Annotated in this window: 24 protein-coding genes; 14 read left to right on the forward strand and 10 right to left on the reverse strand. The window is 59.3% G+C overall.

Translation table 11 applies throughout. The features are described from left to right. The first annotated feature begins 132 nt into the window (after positions 1–132). Genes E4K09_RS06125 through E4K09_RS06135 form a run of 3 tightly spaced genes read left to right on the forward strand, consistent with a single transcriptional unit; the run spans position 133 to position 3,280 of the window. On the forward strand, positions 133–1,269 hold the full coding sequence (locus E4K09_RS06125) for a TRAP transporter substrate-binding protein (protein WP_134495875.1): 1,137 nt from the start codon (positions 133–135) through the stop codon (positions 1,267–1,269). A gap of 41 nt (positions 1,270–1,310) precedes the next feature. Further along, positions 1,311–1,943 carry a TRAP transporter small permease subunit gene (locus E4K09_RS06130; protein WP_342211338.1) on the forward strand — a complete coding sequence of 211 codons (633 nt, stop codon included), beginning with the start codon at positions 1,311–1,313 and terminating at the stop codon, positions 1,941–1,943. Next, complete coding sequence (locus tag E4K09_RS06135; protein ID WP_134495877.1) at positions 1,943–3,280, forward strand: TRAP transporter large permease; 1,338 nt, start codon at positions 1,943–1,945, stop codon at positions 3,278–3,280. The genes E4K09_RS06130 and E4K09_RS06135 overlap by 1 nt, the downstream gene beginning before the upstream one ends. A gap of 56 nt (positions 3,281–3,336) precedes the next feature. Here the strand turns inward: E4K09_RS06135 and E4K09_RS06140 are convergent, their stop codons facing one another. Then, positions 3,337–3,612, reverse strand: a complete 276-nt coding sequence (locus E4K09_RS06140) for a hypothetical protein (RefSeq protein ID WP_134495878.1) — start codon at positions 3,610–3,612, stop codon at positions 3,337–3,339. 458 nt (positions 3,613–4,070) lie between these two features. On the opposite strand from E4K09_RS06140, the gene E4K09_RS06145 reads away from it, so the two are divergent. Further along, entirely contained in the window at positions 4,071–4,481 is a 411-nt protein-coding gene (locus tag E4K09_RS06145) for a hypothetical protein (RefSeq protein WP_134495879.1), read from the forward strand. 763 nt (positions 4,482–5,244) lie between these two features. Here E4K09_RS06145 and E4K09_RS06150 read toward each other — a convergent pair. Both E4K09_RS06150 and E4K09_RS06155 read right to left on the reverse strand, forming a co-directional pair. Continuing rightward, positions 5,245–7,506 carry a putative bifunctional diguanylate cyclase/phosphodiesterase gene (locus tag E4K09_RS06150; RefSeq protein ID WP_166802187.1) on the reverse strand — a complete coding sequence of 754 codons (2,262 nt, stop codon included), beginning with the start codon at positions 7,504–7,506 and terminating at the stop codon, positions 5,245–5,247. Positions 7,507–8,680: 1,174 nt separating this feature from the next. Then, positions 8,681–9,658 carry a toll/interleukin-1 receptor domain-containing protein gene (locus E4K09_RS06155; protein WP_134495881.1) on the reverse strand — a complete coding sequence of 326 codons (978 nt, stop codon included), beginning with the start codon at positions 9,656–9,658 and terminating at the stop codon, positions 8,681–8,683. A gap of 209 nt (positions 9,659–9,867) precedes the next feature. Here E4K09_RS06155 and E4K09_RS06160 point away from each other — a divergent pair, with 209 nt between their 5' ends. Continuing rightward, a complete protein-coding gene (locus E4K09_RS06160; protein ID WP_166802188.1) occupies positions 9,868–10,575 on the forward strand; it encodes a peptidoglycan recognition protein family protein in 708 nt (235 codons plus the stop codon). Positions 10,576–10,725: 150 nt separating this feature from the next. On the opposite strand, the gene E4K09_RS06165 is transcribed toward E4K09_RS06160, so the two are convergent. Beyond that, positions 10,726–11,499 (reverse strand): class I SAM-dependent methyltransferase, encoded by a 774-nt coding sequence (locus tag E4K09_RS06165; protein WP_134495883.1) that lies wholly within the window; start codon positions 11,497–11,499, stop codon positions 10,726–10,728. 268 nt (positions 11,500–11,767) lie between these two features. Here E4K09_RS06165 and E4K09_RS06170 point away from each other — a divergent pair, with 268 nt between their 5' ends. Genes E4K09_RS06170 through E4K09_RS06180 form a run of 3 tightly spaced genes read left to right on the forward strand, consistent with a single transcriptional unit; the run spans position 11,768 to position 14,689 of the window. Further along, positions 11,768–12,847 carry an ABC transporter substrate-binding protein gene (locus tag E4K09_RS06170; RefSeq protein WP_244610398.1) on the forward strand — a complete coding sequence of 360 codons (1,080 nt, stop codon included), beginning with the start codon at positions 11,768–11,770 and terminating at the stop codon, positions 12,845–12,847. A 4-nt stretch (positions 12,848–12,851) separates the two neighbouring features. Next, positions 12,852–13,916 (forward strand): FecCD family ABC transporter permease, encoded by a 1,065-nt coding sequence (locus E4K09_RS06175; protein WP_134495885.1) that lies wholly within the window; start codon positions 12,852–12,854, stop codon positions 13,914–13,916. After that, positions 13,910–14,689, forward strand: a complete 780-nt coding sequence (locus tag E4K09_RS06180) for an ABC transporter ATP-binding protein (protein ID WP_134495886.1) — start codon at positions 13,910–13,912, stop codon at positions 14,687–14,689. The genes E4K09_RS06175 and E4K09_RS06180 overlap by 7 nt, the downstream gene beginning before the upstream one ends. 820 nt (positions 14,690–15,509) lie before the next feature. Here E4K09_RS06180 and E4K09_RS06185 read toward each other — a convergent pair. Both E4K09_RS06185 and E4K09_RS06190 read right to left on the reverse strand, forming a co-directional pair. After that, complete coding sequence (locus tag E4K09_RS06185) at positions 15,510–16,133, reverse strand: hypothetical protein (protein WP_134495887.1); 624 nt, start codon at positions 16,131–16,133, stop codon at positions 15,510–15,512. Positions 16,134–16,176: 43 nt separating this feature from the next. Next, positions 16,177–16,488: a hypothetical protein gene (locus tag E4K09_RS06190; RefSeq protein ID WP_134495888.1), complete on the reverse strand. Its 312-nt coding sequence runs from the start codon at positions 16,486–16,488 to the stop codon at positions 16,177–16,179. Between the two features lie 242 nt (positions 16,489–16,730). Here E4K09_RS06190 and E4K09_RS06195 point away from each other — a divergent pair, with 242 nt between their 5' ends. From E4K09_RS06195 to E4K09_RS06205, 3 genes are all read left to right on the forward strand, one after another. Then, the gene (locus E4K09_RS06195; RefSeq protein WP_134495889.1) at positions 16,731–17,327 is read left to right on the forward strand and encodes a LexA family transcriptional regulator; all 597 of its coding nucleotides are present in this window, start codon (positions 16,731–16,733) and stop codon (positions 17,325–17,327) included. Positions 17,328–17,579: 252 nt separating this feature from the next. Then, positions 17,580–18,212, forward strand: a complete 633-nt coding sequence (locus E4K09_RS06200; RefSeq protein ID WP_134495890.1) for a Uma2 family endonuclease — start codon at positions 17,580–17,582, stop codon at positions 18,210–18,212. A gap of 306 nt (positions 18,213–18,518) precedes the next feature. Further along, positions 18,519–18,866, forward strand: coding sequence for a hypothetical protein (locus E4K09_RS06205; protein ID WP_134495891.1), 348 nt, complete (start codon positions 18,519–18,521; stop codon positions 18,864–18,866). A gap of 38 nt (positions 18,867–18,904) precedes the next feature. Here E4K09_RS06205 and E4K09_RS28895 read toward each other — a convergent pair whose 3' ends face one another. Then, positions 18,905–19,075: a hypothetical protein gene (locus E4K09_RS28895; RefSeq protein ID WP_166802189.1), complete on the reverse strand. Its 171-nt coding sequence runs from the start codon at positions 19,073–19,075 to the stop codon at positions 18,905–18,907. Between E4K09_RS28895 and E4K09_RS06210 the strand changes: the two genes are divergently transcribed. After that, positions 19,074–19,304: a hypothetical protein gene (locus tag E4K09_RS06210; protein WP_134495892.1), complete on the forward strand. Its 231-nt coding sequence runs from the start codon at positions 19,074–19,076 to the stop codon at positions 19,302–19,304. The genes E4K09_RS28895 and E4K09_RS06210 overlap by 2 nt on opposite strands. A 196-nt stretch (positions 19,305–19,500) precedes the next feature. On the opposite strand, the gene E4K09_RS06215 is transcribed toward E4K09_RS06210, so the two are convergent. Next, entirely contained in the window at positions 19,501–19,719 is a 219-nt protein-coding gene (locus E4K09_RS06215; RefSeq protein WP_134495893.1) for a hypothetical protein, read from the reverse strand. Here E4K09_RS06215 and E4K09_RS06220 point away from each other — a divergent pair. Further along, positions 19,718–20,086: a hypothetical protein gene (locus E4K09_RS06220; RefSeq protein WP_134495894.1), complete on the forward strand. Its 369-nt coding sequence runs from the start codon at positions 19,718–19,720 to the stop codon at positions 20,084–20,086. The two genes, E4K09_RS06215 and E4K09_RS06220, sit on opposite strands and share 2 nt — an antisense overlap. A gap of 198 nt (positions 20,087–20,284) precedes the next feature. Here the strand turns inward: E4K09_RS06220 and E4K09_RS06225 are convergent, their stop codons facing one another. Continuing rightward, positions 20,285–21,049 carry a potassium channel family protein gene (locus E4K09_RS06225; protein WP_204985694.1) on the reverse strand — a complete coding sequence of 255 codons (765 nt, stop codon included), beginning with the start codon at positions 21,047–21,049 and terminating at the stop codon, positions 20,285–20,287. Positions 21,050–21,153: 104 nt separating this feature from the next. On the opposite strand from E4K09_RS06225, the gene E4K09_RS28900 reads away from it, so the two are divergent. After that, the gene (locus E4K09_RS28900) at positions 21,154–21,309 is read left to right on the forward strand and encodes a hypothetical protein (protein WP_166802190.1); all 156 of its coding nucleotides are present in this window, start codon (positions 21,154–21,156) and stop codon (positions 21,307–21,309) included. Positions 21,310–21,325: 16 nt separating this feature from the next. Here the strand turns inward: E4K09_RS28900 and E4K09_RS06230 are convergent, their stop codons facing one another. Next, the gene (locus tag E4K09_RS06230) at positions 21,326–22,198 is read right to left on the reverse strand and encodes a TrkA C-terminal domain-containing protein (protein ID WP_204985695.1); all 873 of its coding nucleotides are present in this window, start codon (positions 22,196–22,198) and stop codon (positions 21,326–21,328) included. Positions 22,199–22,204 lie beyond the last annotated feature (6 nt).

Here is a 22,204-nt window from a genome sequence, read left to right on the forward strand (position 1 = left end):
GATTTCCTATGCTTTCGGGGAGCGCCTCTTGAATTCCCCAACAATGTGACGCACCATCCTCCAGGGATGAACGCGTTCCACAACAAGAAAGCGCGATCCTTCACAAAGACCAGAGGGGTCAGGGAGGAAATCATGAAGAAGAGCATGCCACCGGAAAGTAAAGTTCCGGGACCGGCGAAGCATTCACGCCGCCGCTTTCTGCAGGTCGCCGGCATCGGCGGCGCTGCAGCCGTCGCATCACCGCAAGTCTCGCGGGCGCAAACCGCCACCTGGAAATTCCAGTCCACCTGGCCCAACCGGGATATCTTCCACGAATTCTGCAACGACTTCGCCAAACGCGTGAACGACATGTCGGGCGGCCGCCTGAAGCTCGACGTTCTTGCCTCCGGCGCCGTCGTTCCGGCCTTCCAGCTGCAGGACGCCGTCCATGCCGGCATTCTCGACGGCGGCCACGGCGTCGCCGCCTATTGGTACGGCAAGAACAAGGCCTTCGCGCTGTTCGGCACCGGCCCGTCCTTCGGATGGAACGCCAATTCGTTTCTCGGCTGGATGAACTACGGCGGCGGCTACGATCTCTACAACGAGCTGCAGCAGCAGATCCTCAAGCTCAACATCGTCGGCTTCCTCAGCGGCCCCATGCCGGCCCAGCCCCTCGGCTGGTTCAAGAGCGAGGTGACGTCGGCCGATGCCTTCAAGGGCCTGAAGTATCGCACCGTCGGGCTTGCCGCGGACTTGAACCGGCAGCTCGGCGCCGCGGTCACGATCCTGGCAGGCGGCGAAATCGTTCCCGCCCTGGAGCGCGGCGTCATCGACGGAGCGGAGTTCAACAATCCATCGTCCGATCTGGTGCTCGGCTTCCCCGACGTGTCGAAGAACCTGATGCTGCAGAGCTATCACCAATCCGGCGAGACCTTCGAGCTCATCTTCAACAAGGCGAAATACGATGCGCTTCCGGCGGAGCTGAAAGCCATCGTGAAGTACGCAGCCGAAGCGTCATCCGCCGACATGTCGTGGAAGGCCCTGGATCGCTACTCGAAGGACCTCGAGACGATCAGGTCCCGTGGCGTGACCGTCAAGAAGACGCCGGATTCCGTTCTGCAGGCGCAGCTTGCCGCATGGAACAAGGTGATCGACGAGTTCTCGCAGGATCCCTTCTTCAAGAAGGTCATCGACAGCCAGAAGGCCTGGGTGCGGCGTACCTATGCCTATGAGCGCCTGAACGAGCCTTCGCGCGATATGGCCTACGATCACTTCTTCAAGGCGACCTAGGACGCAGGCCGAATTCACCAAGACCGAGGGCGGCATGATCGGTGCCGCCCTCCTCTGCGTCCCGCACCCTCATCGAGAAGGGCTCCCGCATGCGTTTCGTCTATCTGGTCGACCGCATCAACACGTTCATCGGCAAGACGGTCAGCTGGTCCATCCTGGTGCTCACCTTCGCGGTCTGCTACGAGGTCTTCGCCCGCTACGTGCTGCGCGCGCCGACGGAATGGGCTTTCGACGCAAGCTACATGCTCTACGGCCTGCTGTTCATGGTGGCGGGGCCTTACACGCTGGCCCGCAACAACCATGTGCGTGGGGACTTCCTCTATCGCGCATGGCCGCCGCGCCGGCAGGCGGCCATGGATCTCGTGCTCTACTTGCTTTTCTTCTTCCCGGGCATCCTCGCGCTCGTCTATGCGGGCATCCCCTTCATGCAGATGTCCTGGCTCATGAACGAGCATTCCATGAACTCGCCGAACGGGCCGCCGATCTATCCGTTCAAGGCCCTCATTCCCGTCGTCGGGGTCCTGATGGCGTTCCAGGGCGTCGCCGAAGTCGTCCGCTGCATCGCCTGTCTTCGCAGAGGCGCATGGCCTCCCCGTCTTCACGATGTCGAGGAGACGGAAAAGCTTATCCTCGAACAAGCCGAACAAGAAGGCCTCAAGAAAGGAACCGTCTGATGCTGGCGTCATGGGGGATCGGAAATCCCGAGCTGGGCGTGTTGATGCTCGGCTTGTTCATCGTGTTCATCATGTTCGGGTTTCCGATCGCATTCACGTTGATGGCGCTGGGTTTCGGCTTCGGCTACATGGCCATGGGCGACATCGTGTTCGCGCTCGTGGTGCAGCGCGCCTATTCCGTGATGACGAACGACACCTTGGTCGCCATCCCGCTCTTCGTCTTCATGGGCTACATCATCGAACGAGCCAACATCCTCGACCGGCTCTTCTACTCGATCCAGATCGCCGTCGGGGGCGTTCCAGGATCACTTGCCGTTGCGACACTCCTCACCTGCGCGCTGTTCGCCACCGCGACGGGCATCGTCGGCGCGGTGGTGACGCTGATGGGCCTGCTCGCTTTTCCGGCCATGCTGCGCGCGGGCTACGATACGCGCCTCGCCTCGGGCGTCGTCTGCGCGGGCGGCTGCCTCGGCATTCTCATCCCGCCGAGCGTCATGCTCATTCTCTACGGCGCCACTGCGGGCGTGTCCGTTCCGAAGCTCTATGCGGGCGCGCTCTTCCCCGGATTGATGCTGGCAGGGCTGTACATGCTCTACGTCATCGTCCGCTGCACGCTCAACCCGAGCCTTGCGCCCAAGCTCCCCCCCGAGCAGCGAAAGGTCTCCCTAGCAAAGGTCGTCTGGTCGCTGGCGACATCGTTCTTCCCGCTCGCGCTCCTGATCCTGTCCGTGCTCGGCGCCATCTTCTTCGGCATTGCGACCCCGACGGAAGCAGCGGCGGTGGGCGCCCTCGGCAGCCTCCTCCTTGCGGGAGCCTATCGCTCGCTTTCCTTCACCAAGCTCAGGGAATCCGTGATTCTCACCGCGCGTACCTCCGCCATGGTGTGCTGGCTCTTCGTGGGCTCCTTCATCTTCTCGTCGATCTTCGCTTTTCTCGGCGGCCACCAGCCCATCGAGAACTTCGTCACCCACCTGAACCTTTCGCCGTTCTGGTTCCTGATCCTCACGCAGATCATCATCTTCGTCCTCGGCTGGCCGCTGGAGTGGACCGAGATCGTGGTAATCTTCGTCCCGATCTTCCTGCCGCTCCTCGACAATTTCGGCATCGACCCGATCTTCTTCGGCGTCCTGATCGCCTTGAACATCCAGACGTCGTTCCTGTCACCCCCCGTGGCAATGGCCCCCTTCTACCTGAAGGGAATCGCGCCTCCCCATGTAACCATCAACGAGATCTTCGCCGGCGTGATGCCGTTTCTGTTCCTCGTCCTGATCGCGATGGCGATGTTCTACATCTTTCCGCAGCTTGGCCTTTGGCTGCCCGGCTATCTCTATGGCTGAGGCTGGCTTTCGACGTCCGGAATGAGCGGCACGAGACCGGAACATGCCTTGCCCGATCACGTTGGCCTTGAGCGAACGCCAGCAAGGAGGCTTTCATGAAATGCCAATTCTGCCATCAGGACGTGGACGATCCGTGCCACAACGCCCAACAGATGCAGCAGCGCGCGACGAGTCATGTGGAGCGTTGCGAACACGCCCTGCAAAGCCAGCAGGGTGCAGGCACGGGCGCTCACCGTCGCGACGTTCAGGGCAACGGGTGAACCATGGCCGGGAATGGTGAAGATCGCGCGGAAGGCTTGGCCGAGCGGAGCGTCAACACCAGCATTGTTCATCCCAGCCAGAGCAGTCCGGATCACCAGGAGCAGGGCGACCGGTCCGCCGGGAACCGTACCCTGACGGGGAACCACCAGCGGGAGGGACTGGAGAAGACCGATCCCGGACGCCCGAAGCCGGAGGATCGATACAGGCCTTGAGGAGCCGCCTTAGCGGGGGAAACCCGCATCGGACCATCGTGGAAGAAGCGGGCGCGCTGCGGGAATGGGACATCGGGCTCACCCAAAAGCGGACGACGCAGCACAGCTGAAACACCCTGGCACTCCATCGATTGCGGCCTGCAAGAGCAGGCCGCTTTCTTATGCCGGGATCCTCAGGCTTGGGCGATATCCAGCCGAGATGCCCTTACACATCATCTGCCTTCGGGGCTCTTTGTGATTTTCCACACGGAGGGATCGGTGGAATTGTGATCCAAACAAGTCGCAATCCGCCAGGGAAAATCGTCAGGAGGACAAACATGACCGCATCATCCCTCAGCTTCAGACTCGCCGTTCTTTGCGTCATCGCCGGCATGGCCATGGGCATTGGAATGGCAGCTTCCCAGGACCACTCGATCATGCCGGCTCATGCCCATTTGAACCTGCTCGGCTGGGTGTCCCTGTTCCTGTTCGGCATCTATTATGAGCGCCGTCCTGCCCTGGATATTAGTCGCCTGGCGATGATCCAGGTTGTGCTGTGGTCCATCGGCACGGTCGTTCTCACCATTGCCGTCGCGGCGATCCATCTTGGCTATGCGGCGGCTGAGCCTGTTGCCGCGATCGCGTCGCTCATCGTTCTCGCGGCGATGCTGATCTTTGCCTATTTCGTCTTCCGTCCGGCGCACGTCGTCGAACCCGGCCCCACGGTCCGGATGACTCCTGCTGAATGACGGTTCCCATCGTCAGGTCATAAAAAAGGCCCCGCGCAATGGCGGGGCCGCATATGAAATGTCTGCATTTAGATGAGATGGGCAGGAGCAATCCTTGAAAAATCCCAGGCAGCAAAGCTGAAACGTCGAGCTGTGCGACGGGCGAGAAAGTCGTCGGTACAATGGTCATGAACAAGGGCGGCCGGAGGACATCAGAGCCGCCTCAGCTCAGCGCAAGTCCGTCAGATGACAGGAAAATCGGCGGCCGATCACGAGCTTGTGGCCCTGACCGTCGCGTATCGAAGCCGCATCGACGGGAGCGTGGAAGGCCATCGCACGATAAAAGCACTTGCGTGCTGACAGCCGCTCAGATTGCGGGCCTCAAGAGCCGTGCCGGGAGGCCCGCCGGAAAAGTCGACGGGTCGGATGATCTTCCCGTTCGACCGATCGAAGTTGCCGCTGGAAGCGACATTAGGGTTCAACGACATGAGTATTGCCCCAGTGTCTTCCAAGCCTCTTGTTGAGACTTCCGAGCTACGTTCGTTGGTTTTTGAATAAAAACCGGTTCAATTCGCTGAAATTTTACGCAACTTTATCATAAAAAGGATGAGCTGTTCTGATATACCTTACTTTACTTCAGTCCAGCGACATACCATCCAGATAATCTGGTGAACGCCTTTTCTATACACAATTGGGCGAAATCGTGACGATGGTGAATGATCGCTCGGATCGATGCGCTTCCAATCCCATCCTCGAGATCAGCGCAGAAAGGTCCTTCCCACTTTTACGAGGCATAGCCTCTGCAGGTCTCGGTCAAGGCAAAGATGTCCTGGATCTGCTCTCGAGGGACCGCCTGTGAGAAGAGGAAACCTTGCAACTCGTTGCATCCTGCACTGGAAAGGAAATCTTTTTGGGCCGCCGTCTCCACGCCCTCAGCCGTCACCGTTAGCTTCATCGCATGCGCCAGATCGATGATGGCCCGCACAACCGCAGCACCGTCGCCCTGGCCCAGATCCTGAACGAACGACCGATCGATCTTGATCTTGTCGACATCGAAGCGCTGAAGGTATCCGATACCAGAATGCCCTGTGCCGAAGTCGTCGAGGACGATCTTGAATCCGGCGCTTCTCAATGACCTCACGCCTTCCTGGGTCACATCGTTGTCGTCCAATAGAATGCCTTCCGTAACCTCGAGGTGAATCTGATGAGGGTCGGCCCCGGCTTCCTGGACGATCGCGAGAATCCGGTCGGCAAAGCCGCTATGGTGGAACTGCTTTGGAGAGAGATTGATGGCAACAACAAAATCGGGCCATTGCAGTGCCACCGTACAGGCCTCCCGGAGAACCCATTCACCGAGTTCGGAGATCAACCCGGTCTCCTCCGCTATCGGAACGAACTGATCAGGCAAGATCAGGCCCCTGCTGGGGTGTTGCCAGCGCACGAGGGCCTCAAGGCCGATGATCCTTCCTTCCTTTGCGGTGACCAGGGGCTGGTACAGCACCCTCAATTCGTCGCCTGCCCTAAGAGCAGCGCGCAGCTCCCCTTCGACCCTGCTTCGTATTCTGACGGCTTCATCCATCAAGCAGGTGAACAGGCGAAAGCAGTCGCGGCCATCTGCCTTGGCGCGGTAGAGGGCAATGTCGGCCTTCCTCACGAGATCATGGCAGTCCTGGCTAGCGTCAGGTGCCAACGCGACGCCTATACTGACCCCGACGAATGCCTCCGTACCCAGAACCGGGAACGGTCGACGAACAGCGTCGATGATCCGAGAGCACAAGGCTTCAACCTCTTGCTCATTGCTGATGCCGGAATGAATAAGCGCGAACTCGTCTCCACCGAATCGTGCCAGGGTGGAGCCCGAAGGGATAATGGCGCGCAGACGGCTGCCAAATTCCCGAACGACGCTGTCGCCGGCGTGATGTCCGAGGGTGTCATTGACGTTCTTGAATCGATCGAGATCGAGAAGGAGAACCGCGACTTTTTCTCCGGCCTTGTTGTGCAGAAGGGCCTTGTTGAGACGCTCTTCGAAGCAAGCCCTGTTCGGAAGTCCTGTCAGGCTGTCATGAAACGCGAGATGATGTGCCTGCGCCTCGCTTGCTCGAATTTCAATGATGGCGGTACCCAAAGCCTTCATTGTTCGCCAAAGCCAGGCAACGAGAAACGCCATGGCGGCAACCAGAAGGGCGGAAACCAAAGCCGTGCTGGGGCCAATCACCTGGAGGATTTTTGTGCCAGGCAGTTCTGGACGCCAAAGGAAGTAGCCAATGCGCTCGTGCTCGTCCGAATCGAAGGGAACAGACACCTCACCGTCCTTTGTATCGGGATACAGGGAGAATCGCAGATCCTCGATCAGGTTGCGGTTGGAGATCTGGGTCAGGAAGTCACCATCCAGGAAGCGGATGCTCACGAGAATTGACTCGCTGCCAGGTTGCTGAGTCACGCGATCGGAATCCGGCACGATGAGCATGGCGCTGACCGCAGCAGGCCTGTCGCCGATCCGCAGGAGATGGGCATCGTTCACGGCCTTGCCGGATGTGAGATAAGGGTTGCTCGCCCTCTCCTCCGAATGGCCCCGATGCCGCGACGAAAGCTCACCTCGGAGACCCATGATGATGTCGTGAAGCGCAGGAGCGAAGGGAGAGAATGCTTCGGGACTGACGCGCTGACCGTCAACGGTCGCATCGATCGGTTGATTCTCGGAATTCAGAATAAAGACCTTGTCCTGGCCAAAGGTCTTGTGCAGCCATCCGCCAATATTGGCGTCAAGCCAGATCGTATCCAACTCGGCTTTTCGTACCTCTTCAACCGTATCGTCCCAAACCGCCACCATCTCCTGCTGTTGGGCCAACTCATCGACAGCAGCCCTGATATAAAGCTCTGTCGACTTGAGCTGCCTCTCGACGGAGATGGTATTGCTTTGGGCAACGGACCAATACAGCGCGAAGCCCGACAACAACAACGCGAACGTCGTCACGAGCAGGATAGGAAGAAGCACACGCCTCAAAAATTGAGGGGCCATCTGGTCTGAGGAGGTGATGCTCTGCAAGCTCTCGATCTCAGTAGGATTATATACTATTAACACTTTAGCGCTCGGGGCTTGCTCGAAGCTATCTCTTGTCCTTCTATAATCTTCGTTGTTCAGAGTACATCCATACATCGAGACGTTTTTTCATATTGTTGACAGAACAGCCCACTCAAACTTCATAGATTGCGCTCTCCCGCAAGGACAGAGCTGAAAACCCCACTCCAAATTCCAGTAAGAGGCTGCGTTCGGTTGGTTTACGATACGTAAGGCTATAAGGAACGCGCATCCCCGGGGATCGTTTCTGACCGCGACGGGTCTTATACGCCCTCTCGTCTTCAACGTTGAAGGTCTTGATGGATCATCGACTTCACGATACTTCCATAATACGCCGATCTGTATCATGACCGTCATAGCGTCGAGGATGGGGCTGAGTTCCGCCTGCAGCACCTTGAGATTGCAGGCTACTTTGCTTTTGACCACGCATCCCATCTTGGCCTGTACGTCCCATAGCCGCGTCAGACCGATATTCACCATGGTACAAGGAAGTCAGAAGCTGACGGGACACATCACCCCGCTCCCGATACCGACTGAGGCACGCGAGATGCTTCAGCAAGTCACGAGATCGATCCGGTCTCTCACCTGAGTTCAAGCCTCGACGTCGCTCCCCCTGGAGGCTGCCACATCACCGATCATCGTCGATCGGAGGCAGCCGCTACGGAGCGACCACCGCTGCAGCCAGGATGGTCGCCGCATAGGCCGATAGGGTCACGAACGGGCCAAGCACCATGGCTGCCACAACAAGGCCGAAGGCATTTTTGAGGATACGCATGACAAGGCTCCTTTGCTGAGCCCCAACCGTGCCGCGAGAACACTAACCATCAGTTAACCTTGGCTGTTTGATTGAGTGGCCAACCGGGCGAGCTTGCAGCGGGCTCTCCCACGAGGCGCTGCGCCAATGCGATGGCGGTCAACGCAACGGAGGCTTTCATGTCAAGCATGCGCGACGAGAGTCTTCTCGGCGAAGTAGCTCCGGTCTTGAAGCGAGTGAACGGCCATGCAGCGTCCCCTGCGAATAAATGGGCCGCCGGGTTGGTCAATCGGAGCTTGTGAGGGCCGCCTCCGCCATCGAGACTGTTCACGCGAAGGGGCTGCCCTCGGAGGCTCAGGAAATCGCTTCGTGAGCCCTTTGGGATTCCTACTTTACGTATTTGAGGTCGAATACCAGCCGTTGATCCTGCCACTCCATGGGTTGGCAGACATCCGTATCGACCTGAGGTGCCTTCCCCATCAAGGCGACCGTTCGATCGGCATTGAGCACCTCTCCTTGAACATCATACGCAAATCGACCGCATCGTCCCGCAAATACGTATGCTTTGCCGTGGTACGTGTTCCCCTCTCGCCTCCCCTCGAACAGGAGACTGCCGGGTTCCGCGCCTTGAAGGTTCAGATCCGGACCCGGCTTGACGAGAAAGAACTGCCTGAGCGGACCTGTGGCCTCCAGAAACGCCAGCGACTGCCCCACACTCCAGTAGGACCGCGGGCTCGGTGGCATGTAGGAACCTTGGGAGTCGGAACTTGCAGGTGAGAAGAAATCAAACACCCATAATACAGACGCCAGGATCGCGACGCCCGCAACGGCAAAGGCGGATGAGAAAAACAGGTAACGTCGCCTTATCCGTCTCCACAGGGGAAGCCTGACCAGAGAGGTCGATCCATCGCTGACGATTCTGTCAATGTCGCGAACGAGGCGGTCGATATGGCTGTGATAATCTTCGCCGTCACTGACTCGCGCGGCGTGAAAGTAGGCCACTTTTCTCAGACGGTCAGGCAAGTCCGTTTCACTGGGCATGACCGCGTCATTCACCAACACCGGAATGATCGGGATTTTCCGGTCAAGCGCCGCCTCCAGTTCTTTTCGAACTGGATCTGCCTCGTCCGAGATGCGCGAAGTGCCCCGCCTCGACCCTCTCCATCTCGGGCCGATAACGGCTACGAGAAGATCGGCATCGGTGATGGCGCGTTGGATGTGCGTTCTATAATCATCACCCGAGGGAATACTCTCCACGTCCATGTAGACGCAATCTTCCCCATATTCACGTGCCAAGGAGTCGCGAATTCGACCTGCGGTCGCCTTGGAATCCGAGCGTCGGTACGAGATCACGATCTTCGGCATTTTTGTAAATCAGCTGAATGATCTCAGTCCCGCATATTATCTCGTTGTTAAGGGGAAGTACATTAGATACTTTAAGCTCTTCACCTAAGCATCGCTTCTCTGTTTCGCTGACCTGAAGCAAACAAAAAAGAAGTGAGAAGCTGTATAGGTGCCAGATGAGGCAAGCAGGCTTTACTCGGTGCAAGGTTGGTGCCCGCCGGAGGCAAGCGTTGGCGGCATACCTACTCGTCGGCATCGCCTGCAATCCCATGTCCATCGGGTCGGTGCGTGCTTCCTCTCTCGAGGGGAGCAGTCAGTATTTCGACCAAGGTTCGGCTTTGGCGAAAATCCTGACCCGAGAGATGTGGGGCGCCCAACCTGCCATGGATGGGGTTCAGCCTCAGGAACCGCTGAGTATTATCCTACACCATACCGGCGTGCGGAGCAGTCCAAAACTCTCACTGGAATCGAAGATGAGAGCCCTGCAGTCGTTTTCGCAGCAGCGTGCGCAAGTGTCTGAGACGCGAAGCCGTGCGCCTTGGCCGGACGTCCCATACCATTACTACATTGATCCGTCCGGGCGCATCGCTGAAGGCAGGGATGTGCGATACAAAGGCGACACGAACACTGACTACGACGTGACTGGTCATATTCAGATTGCGCTCGAAGGGAACTTCGAACACGAACTGCCGACGAAGCAACAGCTTGAAGCAGCGCGTGACTTACTCACCTGGCTAACGCTGTCCTGGGGCATCCCGATTCAGGGGATCACTGCGCACAAGGACCATGCCAAGACCGTTTGTCCAGGCAAACATCTGCTCGAGGTGTTGCCGCGGCTCCTGTCTACCGTCGATATTCAACGGACATCCATTATCGCGAGCATGTGCACTCAAGAGAGAAGTCACGAGTTTCCGCGAGTGCGCTGTTCAGAGAGATAAACCACGCGGGAAACGTTCAGGCGCAGAACGACAATGCGTCCTGTGGCATGCGATGCGAGATGCAGGGAAGCGACCAGCCAACGGCGGATCTTCGCGGTACGCAGCGCACTCCGCGTATGCCGCCGCCGGTGCAGGGCTGCCGCAAGACCCTCACCGCTTCCTCGCCGCGATGGCGTAGCGGTGCTGGGTAGCGCGCTCCAGGCCTTTGAGCAGGGACAGGTGCTTTGCCTGCTGCCGGTGGATGCGCTTGAGATCGTGGTCGACCACGATTTCGGCGAAGCCCGCTTGGTGGAGGAGGCGAACGACCTCGGTGGCTCGTGCGCCCTTGGAGAAATAGACCTGCCGCAGGATCCGCTCGTGTGTCTCCCGCATGGCGTCCGGCGTGTGGCCGGCCGCGATCCGGCCGGTCAGACGCTCGAACAGCCGGATCATGCGCTTCACCAGCGTGTCCGAAACGAAATCCCCATCGACGATGAGCACCTTGCCGCCGGGCTTCAGGAGTGAATGCCATTCCTTGAAGGCGGCCATGGGATCAACGAGGGTCCAGACCAGATGCCGCGTCACGATCACGTCGTAGCTCTCGGGCTTCTCCAGCGTGCGCTCGGCATCGCCCATGACGAACCGGATCCGGGCGCCTCGAGCCTGGGCCTTGGCGCGAGCACGGGTGAGCATCGCCTCCGACCAGTCGAGTCCCGTGACCTGGAAGCCCAGCCCGTCGAGCAGGTGCGAGATCACGCCCGTACCGCTCGCGAGATCGAGGGCATGGCGCCCGTCGCCTTGCCCGAGATGGCGCAGGAACAGCTCCCGCCAGGCCTGCCGCTCCGCCTCGGAGAAGATCTCGTGCCCCACCTGCTGGTCGAAGGTTGCGGCGCGCGCTGACCAATAATCGCGAATTTCATCCCGAAGTGTGTAGTTCGACGTCATCGCCAAGCCTGTCCCGACATGTAGCGCGCTGCGATTTACAATCGGAGGCAGCATCCGTCAAATTAAAGAAGTTCTAATCTGTAGAATAGATTTGTTCTAAACTGACAAACGCTCTGAGCTAGATTGTAGTCGTTCTAGAAGATATTGCTTGCTATACTTTCCGGGCAGCCATAGGAGGAGCCGCCTTTTCCCTCTCGATGCGAGGTGCATCATGAAGCTTCCCCAACTGGGCCTTTGGGCCGCCCTGGCGCTCGTTTCCCTCCTGCCGATGCCCTCGCAGGCTGCAGACAAGATCACCGTCACCGACATCACCGGCCGTCAGGTCGAGGTGAAGGCTCCGGTCAACAAGGTGATCCTGGGCGAAGGGCGGCAGATCTACTTCGTCGCAGCCCTAGACACCGAGGCGCCGTTCAAGCGGGTCGTCGGCTGGCGGGACGATTTCGAGAAGGCCGACCTCGATGGCTACAAGGACTACCTCGCCAAGTACCCGGACATCGCGAAACTCCCGACCTTCGGCGGTTCGAAGGAAGGCACCTTCGATATCGAGCAGGCCGTGGCCCTTGCCCCCGACGTGATGATCATGAACGTGGAGGCCAAGACCGCGACCGACGACGCAAAGCTCACCGAGAAGCTCGCCAAGGTCGGCATCCCGGTCGTGTTCGTCGACTTCCGCGACAAGCCCTTCGAGAATACCGAGCCGAGCATGCGCCTGATCGGCAAGCTGTTCGGCAAGGAGGCAAAGGCCGAGGAGTTCATCGCCTTTCGGAAGGAGCAGATCGACCGCGTCACCGAGCGTCTGGCCAAGGCCAATCCTAAAAAACCAGTGGTGATGATGGAACGAGCAGCCGGCTATTCCGACGATTGCTGCATGTCGTTCGGCAATGAGAATTTCGGCAAGTTCGTTGAAATTGCCGGCGGTCAGAACCTCGCCGCCAAGATCATCCCCGGCACGTTCGGTGTCGTGAACCCGGAGCAGATCATCGCTTCCAACCCGGACCATGTCATCGTCACGGGGTCGAATTGGGAATTGTACGTGCCCGGCGGGGCATGGGTCGGCGTCGGCTCCGGCGCCGACAAGGCGAAGGCCCGCAACAAGCTCGCCGCGCTGATGAAGCGGCCGGCCTATACGGGCGTGAAGGCGGTGCAGAACAAGCAGGTCCATGCCATCTGGCACCAATTCTACAACAGCCCCTACCAGTTCGTGGCCATCCAGCAGATGGCCAAGTGGCTGCACCCGGAACTGTTCAAGGACCTCGATCCGGACCAGACCATGAAGATTCTCTACGAGCGCTTCCTGCCCGTGACCTACAAGCCGGGCTACTGGGTCTCCCTGACCGATAAGGAATAGATCCTTGGCTCACTCGGCATCCATTGCAGTACAATCGGGGCGCGGTGTTTACCGCGCTCTCGTCTTTCGCAAGAAGCTTGTGCTCCTCGCGTTCGCGATTGTCCTTGTCCTCTCCGTCATCGCCGATCTCGGCCTGGGACCGGCCCGGTACAGCATGCGGGAGGTTGTGCTCGCCCTCGCCGGATCGCCGGAGATCTCCAATCAGGTCTCTGTCGTGATCTGGGACATCCGCATGCCGGTGGCTCTCATGGCCGTGGTGGTCGGAGCGGCTCTTTCGGCCGCCGGCGCGCAGATGCAGACGATCCTCAACAATCCGCTTGCCAGTCCCTTCACGCTGGGCATCTCGGCCGCCGCGAGCTTCGGTGCGTCGCTGGCCCTCGTGTTCGGGGTCGGCATCCTGCCCTTCGCCATCGAGTACGTGGTGTCGATCAACGCCCTTCTCATGGCCATGGCGGCCGCCCTGTTCATCCATTTGATGAGCCAGAAGCGCGGCGTGACGGTCGAAACCATCGTCCTTCTCGGCATCACCCTGGTGTTCACCTTCAACGCCCTGCTGGCGCTCGTGCAGTTCCTCGCCTCCGAGCAGGCGCTGGCCGCCGTGGTGTTCTGGACCATGGGCAGCCTGACGCGGGCGACCTGGCCGAAACTGGCGATCACCACGCTCATCGTTGTCGTCGCGCTCCCGCTGTTCTTCCGCCGCGCCTGGGCGCTGACCGCGCTGCGCCTCGGCGAGGACAAGGCAGCGAGCTTCGGGGTGAATGTTCGCCGGGTGCGGCTCGAGACGATGCTGGTCGTCAGCGTGCTTGCCGCGGTGCCTGTAGCCTTTGTCGGCACGATCGGCTTCGTCGGCCTCGTCGGTCCCCACATCGCCCGGATGGTGATCGGCGAGGATCAGCGGTTCTTCCTGCCCGCCTCCGCCCTCTCGGGGGCCGCGATGCTGTCGCTGACCTCCGTGATCAGCAAATCCCTCATTCCGGGCAGCATCATTCCCATCGGCATCATCACGGCTCTGGTCGGCGTGCCGTTCCTCTTCAGCCTCATCATGACCAACCGGAGACGGGCATGGTAGCCACACTGCAACTCAATGACGTCGGCGTCCGCTACGGCAAAGTGGAGGTTCTCTCGGGCATCACCACCCCGGCGCTGAAGGGCGGTGAGGTCACGGCCGTGATCGGGCCCAATGCCGCCGGCAAGTCGAGCCTCTTCCGGCGCATTGCGGGGCTTCTCGGCGGACCGGGAGACGTCTCCATCGACGGCATTCCGGGCAGCCCGAAACAGAGCGCGTCGCGGATCTGCTACATGCCCCAGGACACCTCGGTGAACACGGTCCTGACCGTCTACGAGTCGGTCCTGCTGGCCCGCAAACAGGGCGCGGATCCCCGGGTCAGCGATGCGGACCTCGAAGCCGTGGACGAGGCTCTCGGAGCGCTCAGCATCGAGAGCATCGCGTTCAAAGGCCTGTCGGAACTCAGCGGCGGCCAGCGGCAACTGGTCTCGCTGGCACAGACCCTCGTGCGGGATCCGGAGATCCTGCTCCTGGACGAGCCGACGAGCGCGCTCGACCTCCATAGGCAGGTGGAGGTGCTGTCCTTGATCCAGAATCTGGCGCGGGTACGGCAGATATGCGTGGTCCTCGCGATCCATGATCTCAATCAGGTCCTGCGGGTGGCGGATCGCGTCATGGTGATCGACGCAGGAACAATGGTGCGGTGCGGTCCGGCCGAGGCGGTGATCACGCCCGACCTGCTCCGGGAGATCTACAAGGTCGAAGGCAGGATCGAGCGCTGCTCCCGGCTGTGCTGCCAGGTCATCATCGATGGACCTGTTGTCCATCAAGCCTGATTCGCAAGATCAGACACTCAACGTCTATTCAGGATCAAAAGCGTGCGTTCGTGGCGAGCACGATGTCTGCTCGCACCATGAGGTTGCCACGAATCGATGATGGCTCGGAAACAGAGGTGCGATATCGCGCACGCCGAGCTGTATCCGCGCGAGGCCGGTCAGGAGCGCCTGACCCGCCATGGTATGGTTTTGCTTGTTCAAGGGTTCGCCCTCTGAAGGGCCATGGCCAACCGCCTCATAACCTAATGACAAATAAAGGTTATGGCGCTCCCTAGGGGACTCGAACCCCTGTTTTCGCCGTGAGAGGGCGACGTCCAATTATCCCCCTCTTTGAACCTCCCAAACGCTACCAACGATTGCACACATTCCTTCTATGCGAGAGGGCAGGTAGCCATCAGTTACCTCTACGTTGCCCCCTCGCCTACCATACCAAGCGTTAGCGAACGTCTCGCATCGGCTTCCGTTGGAGCAGCCCGGGGTAGGCTTGGATCGCCTCTAAAGACATCAATGCAGGTCGGAACGCTCCTAGGACCGTCCATATATCCACAGGCCCGCCGCAGCGTAGACCTCAGTATCGCAGCGGAGGCGGGCCTGTGGGTATGTGGGCGGCCTTGCACTCGACATGCATGCAGCTAACCCGCTGTCGTTACGGCTAGCTTGACCAGCAGGGCTCCAGAAGGGGGGGTGGGGTTTGGGGAGGGGATAGCAGCATCCTTCACGGCCGATAGCAGTCCCATACCGCAGAAGTGCATCCTTGACGGATGAAAATTAATCTCAGTCCGCGCCTTAAAGCGAAGCCTATGAATTTTCTAACAGTGTCTCAATTATAATTGGACCCTGCATTGTAATCGTCATGATCAGCAAGGTCACGTTCCACTTGGCGGAGCTTAGATTTCATCCATGAGTCAGTATTGATGTATACAGTCGATATGTCTTGATGCCATCTCCTAGCGATATATACGAGGAGCGCGTCGTGTGCACTCCAGGTGTTTTCCTCAAACCAGCTCCATAGACCATGCCATTTTGGATCTTCACCCATCGGTCCCGTTGGTTCCAATTCGGATGAGGGCTGCCGATAGCCGACGAGATCGGCCGCTCTGTCAACTTCACCGTATTCCTTCACACGAACCGAGAGCGCCTCGTGTTCCGGATCACGTTGGCCAAGGCGCAGTAGCTGACCCTGCGTTCTCACCCAACCATTTCCCGGATCAGCATAGTAGACTGGCGAACTGATATAGTCAGGGGCCGTGCCGAGGCGCGGGTGGTTTAGGATGAACTTCGCGAGGATGCATGGATCACCGGTTCCTGGGTATTCGCCAGGGCGCCACAACTCGGCGATTGGCGCTGTAGCGAGTTCATCCTTTCCCGGCTGACCACCTGAGACGTAGAGGTCAAGATCATGATGGAGTGAGAGGAACCGCTGGCGGACTTCATCTTGTTTCATAGCAAGGATCCAAACGGAGTTGAGACCATGGTTCATTCACCGATCACTGGCCGCAGGGCTTTTTTATTCTGACCAAATGTTTGGCTTGATACAGACAACATTTGAGAAGTTTATCGTGGTTACAAGGGTCCCACGGATCGATGCCGAATATATCGCACAAGGTAAAAATGTCCCTTGCTATAATATCTCTTTGTATTATTTCCTCGACATCATCGATTAAATCAGCGCGCGGATACATTTTTACTCCAACGCGGAATGCTGCAATTAGCATCTCTCCTCTGAGGGTGATAACATCCGTCTTTAAACATGATGCTAAATTCTCAAACGTGGCTTCACTTGCATAGTCAGGGGTCACGACCGGCCTCCACCTCAAATTCAATGCGACCTCCTTGACGCGAGGGCGCCTGCTAGAAGGAATGTGAGAGCGATCCTTGGTGAATCGCATGTGTCAACTATTGGTGACACTTATTGACACTGAATGAATGGAGGTCAATCTCTTTGTCGGGCTCCACTGAAACCCCACCCCAGAACTCGCCGGAACCGGCTGCAGACAAGGATTTACCTCGGCGTTTGCGTGTCATCATCGGAGCTGAGAGTATGGCATCGTTTGCTCGGCGGGTGGGCGTTTCACGCCAATGGCTGTATCGCATACTAAATGGAGAACCGGCCTCCGTTGCCGTACTGTCAACAATAGTTGACAGTACGGGTTACAGTCTCGACTGGCTGGCACGAGGAGAAGGCATGCCAATAGGAGCGTCGGCAGGGCGATTTGAGATGATTTCTCGCCTTACTGCGCGGACAGATGTTCATAACGAAGTAACATTTAGCCAAGCCGCCGCGCCGCCCGTAATCGTGCCTTCCGAGATCTTTACAGAACTGAATATTGATGCAGCCAAAGTCGGCGTTCTTGCTGCACCCGACGATGGAATGTCGCCAACCATTTGGGCCATGGATGATCTCCTGATCGATCCATCTGATCGCCAACCGGCGGAAGGTGAAATTTTTCTCGTTTCCAAAGCGGGGCGTCTGACCATTGGTCGAGTGTTCCAAGTTGAAGGAACTTGGATCTTCGCGTCCGAAGGACCCGGAAATAAGCCTTTTGGACTGTTCGGAGGCACGACCTCTGAGAACCTGACCATTGCAGGCCGCGTTCATCTCATCATGAATCGAAGATTAACGAAACGAAATCGCTAGGCGCGGTTGCTGTGATAATCACCTTGGGGTCCATCCCGCAGGTGACGCAACGATCCTGAGGGCGCAGACCCGCCCTGGCCGCATCGGCTTGGGATTATTTCAATATAAGGGCAGTGTTCGGCCGTAATCACATTATCGACCGAGTTCGGAGTTTCGCCACACGCTCAATGGATGGCGTTGCCGAGCACTGGTCCAATTGGCTGCCAGGCATATTCGGGTTCCGATCGATGGGCTGCGCGAGGCTTGGAGAGAATGATCGCTGACGTCGTCGGGACGCCACCATCCGGGCCTATATCACCCGCCGAGTTCCGGGCCTTCCAAGCCTGCCGACCTGATCACGAGCGCTGGGAACTCGTGGCCGGGACGCCTAGGAGGATCATGACGACCATCGTCCACAATCTGATCACCGGCCGCCTGGAGGCCCTGCTGGTCAGGGCCCTAATGGAGTATGACCCGACCCGAATGGCGTGTCAGCGTCCGGGCGTGGAGTTGGGCGTCGGCGGGAATCATTGCCCAGAGCCGGATGTGTCCGTGATCGACGCCGACTATGCCCCCGGACAGCAGTTTACCAGCCGATGCTATCTCCTGGCCGAGATCGTGTCAGACAGCGATGATCAGACTGTTCCTGGGACTGGCGAACGATGGATCGAGGTCAAGCGTCGCTTATATCGCGGGCACGCCCCCTGCGAGGCTGTGTTGGCCCTTCAGGAGGATCGGATCGACGTAATCGTTGACGTGAAAACCAGCATAGGATGGCAATCGGAGAGGCTCACGGCGCCGGATCAACTGATCATCCTGCCGAGGTTCGGCCTGCGGTGCTCCGTGGCAGATCTTTATCGCAACACTCCGCTGATGCCGCGGCGGGGAACCGGGAGCAAGCCTTAAGCTCCGGCGTGGCATCGGTCGATAGCGCTGAGGGCATTGTATGAGGCGCGATACCGGAGTTTCCACCGGGCTGGATGTGCTCTCCAGCAAGCAGGGTTCCGAACGAGTTCCTCCAAACAGGAATCCTCCACCTGCATCTGAAGGGTCCTGTTGCAGTACGCAGACGAATTATTTGGCAAATGAACCGGGGATCCATAGCGCCGCCAAAAACGGGTTATCCACCGCCTGGGCGAATGCCCGAAGCAATGAAGGCCGCAGATATGGTAAATTGTGATGTGAGGTGATCAGCGCAGCTCCAGGGCCGCCATGACTGCTACCAAGTTCCGCAAGCACCCCATTGCCGTGCTGAGGCGTCACTGGACGATCCACGCCCTTGAGCAGTTCTGCGCCCGGTACAACCCCGCCGATTACGAGCCGGATGCCTTAGTCGACCTCGTGGACCGGATCGAAGGCAAATACCGCATCGCCTTCACGAATCCCTATTGGGACAAACACTCTAAGGTGATGATCGTCGCGAAGCTGACGCGGCGGAATCCTGCCGTCTCTCCAAAGGTGAGGATTGTCTATGATCGCCGGACAAAGGTGATTGTGACAGTGCTGCCGTTGAAGCTGGATCCCAACCGACCACGTCGACTCAAGACCCTGACGGTGTGAGGCTGGCTCTGGCCGGCAGATTTGAATTACGCCCTGCCTCACCATGCAGCGGTGATGCTCCGGAAAACTTGAGGTCTGACGCCGGTGATCACCTCGGGGCTCTGCTCCGGCGGTAGAACGAGAATCAGGAGTTCATCCCCTGCCCGAAGGCCTAAGACCGGCTCCAGAGCCGACGTCCAGAGCCCGCCCCGCTCTGTGACAAGCAACATGGGAGCACGCCTCAAAGCGGTCGAGGAGGCGCCGTGCCGCTTCCTGTGCCATCAGATGCCAATAGCGCTCGACATCCTGCTCAATGCGCTTGTCTCGCTCTGCACCGGAGAGGATGGGATACCAGCCAGAGCGCTCAATCGCTTCCTTCAGCAGCGCCCGGGCTTCCCGTTCCACCTGTTCTTGTCCGATGCTCACCATTCAAGTCACGCCCTGGGTGCTGCGTGGTAAAGAAAAGACCGCTGTTCCCAGCGGCCCTAAGTTGAGAGGGGCTAGCCCTCTTTTCCAGAGAACCGTTGCGTCCTTCGTCCAAGACACGCCGATGCGAAAGATAATGACGCCTGGCCGTCTGATTCTGGAATTCTATGTCGTCATTGCACCCGTGCGTGCAATTCAGTGCACGTTCCGCCTGCCAAAGCCCATTGGGTTACGGCAGGCGCTCGTGACGAACCTCAGGCTCCACGACGACCTTGTCGCCGAAGCGGCGTTCGATCTCGGATACCGCATGGAGCGACGCCTCGATGACGACGCGGCTTGGATTGCCTGCTCCCTTCACCTGTACGCCAGGCACCTGGCAGACCCACTCCTCGGCCGTCACTGTGTCCGACTGTGCCTCCCGCCTGACTGCGACGACATAGGTGGCCATGACCACCCCCCTCCTCGTGTTGGGTCTCACCCTACAACAGCCTGTCCGACCAAAGGTCTCCGCCTCCATGAGAAGGGGCAAGTCCGACGTCTCGTTAATGCTGCCCGATCTTCAACGGCCTCACAACCTCGTATGTGACGGGAAATCCTCGGAACCTCGCAGGCCTCTGGTCGACCGACAGAAGGCCGGCCGCTGTCAGGCGAACTACGAGGACGTCACCCTCCGGCGTGGGGCGGCGGGCGACGATCGCGGCACCCTTTGGTACACCAAGCGTCTCGAGCAGCTCTTGGCGGATCCGAAGGTCCGCCTTTCTGGCAACGCCATTCGGGCCTTGGGGATCGGTCATAGCGCGGGTCGCCGTCCTTGACTGAGGTCTATTCTGCCAGAAGTAGACGCTTTGGAACCATCTGGTTCCGCTGACATCTGCCAGCAGCCCGTTGGCAAACATGCTCCTCAGAAGGTTTGCAATCTACTAGAACGAAATACGGGCTGGGTCGCGTCTCGGTTCAACCCTAAAGACCGTAACGCAATGTTTTTCATTACCACTGGCAACGCGAGTGCCGCCTCAACCAATACCTTCCGTTTGGATGTGCAGTGTCCGACCGCAGTGCTTGCAATGAACCGCATCGGCATCGTGAACCAGAAGGCCGCAATCCTGGCACTCAAAGCGAACCTTGTTCGGTCGGAAGATCGCCTGGAGAAGACGCAGGAAAAGGCTCACGCCCGCGACCATAATCACAACCGCGAGCAGCCGCCCGCCCGGCCCTAACAGGGTGATGTCGCCAAAGCCGGTCGTGGTGAGCGTAGTGATGGTAAAATACAGGGCATCAATATAGGTCCTGATCCCAGGGTTGATGTCATTCTGAGTCACGTAGACGGCCGAAGTAACCACGAAAATGAAGACGCCGAGGTTGACCGTCCGCTGGATGATGTCCTCATAGGTCCGGAACCACGTCGAAGTGGACCTGAGGTCCCGCAGCACGTGGTAGGAGCGCAGGACCCTCAGGGCGCGAACAACCCGCAGGAAGGCATAGTTGTCGATAAAGGTCGCCAGCAGCAGGGAAATAATGACCACCAGATCGGTAAGGGTGGCAAAGCTGAGGTGGGCTCGCCGGTCCGGTTCGGCGTATAAGCGTGCTGCGAACTCAAGCGAGAGTGCCAGCGCCAGCAGCAGGTCGAGTGGGATGATCCACCAATGGCCGGGTACGGCCGCCGTCAGGATGAAGGTGGCGAGGGTGAAGATATCGAACACGATGATGCCGTACCGGAAACGCCGGGCCTGCTCGCTCTCGCCAAAATAAAGGGATTGAAGTCTTGTCCGGACGCTCATTGTTGATCCCATGCCAGTACCGTCCTCCTGTCACGGCTTGAGATAACGTGGGTAGTTGTCGGATGGATCGGGCTGGTGCGTAGTTCCGAGAAGGCATGTACGGAATGCCCGGGTCATCGAGGATAGACAACACCGTCAGGAACACCTTGAGTGAGATCGGCACCCGCAGGCCTAGCCCCGGGCCCGTCCTGATCCATCTCGTCTTCGGAGCGGTGCTCGGGTGGATCTACGGGGTGCTGCTCGACAGGCCGGAGCGTTAGGCTTCCGGTACGCGGGCTACCCTGATGGCTCGGTGAGCCCCTCCCGCGCCTCCCCGTCCTCGACGCGCCGCTCGACCTCCACCGCAACCCGGCGCTCGACCTCCCCCTCGCCCCCGGCCCGCCTGCGGCCGAGTCCCGCCAGCTCGGACGAGCGTCCGTACAGCACCAGCGTGTCGCCGACCTGGACCACCGTCCGGCCTCGGGGGGCGCCCTCGTAGCGGCCGTCCGGGTGCGTGACGCCAAGCACGAGAACGCCCTCCTCGGGCAGGCGAAGGTCCTGCAAGGGGCGCTTGGCCAACCAGCTTCCCTCCTGCACCTTCAAATCCATCACCGCGTACTCGCCCGCCAAGTGCAGCAGGCCCGCATAGTCGCGTGTGTCCAGGTCCGTGTACCGCTTGAGCGCCCGCGCGATCACGCGCGACATCCAGGTGCCGATCCAGCGGCTGCGGGCAATGAACCATACCGCTGCCAGGCCGCCTATCAGCACCAGAAGCCGCAACGCGCCCTCTCCGCGCTCCTCGACGCTGACGAACGACAGCATCAACGAGGAGGCGGCCGTCACGAGGCCGGCGCTGCGTAGGAACATCAGGTTGCTGATGATCTGCCGCCGCACGGGATGGTTCACCACCTGCTCGGCCTCCGCCGTGGTGAACCCCGTGCCGGTCCAGGCCGAACGGGCCTGGAAACGCGCGGCCTGGCGCGACATGCCGGTGAGGATCAGGGCCTCGGCGGCGATCCTCACCACGATCAGCGACAGCAGCAGGACCAGGATGAGCGATCCGATGGCAATCACGCGGGACCCGTGCCTCCCAAGAACGATCGGACGGGAAAGGCAGTCGGCTGCGGTTCGGTTCCCTCCCGAGGCAAGCCGATCCAGGCCGATGACCATTACCGC

It is taken from the genome of Microvirga pakistanensis, assembly GCF_004458765.1.
GTDB classification, from domain to species: domain Bacteria; phylum Pseudomonadota; class Alphaproteobacteria; order Rhizobiales; family Beijerinckiaceae; genus Microvirga; species Microvirga pakistanensis.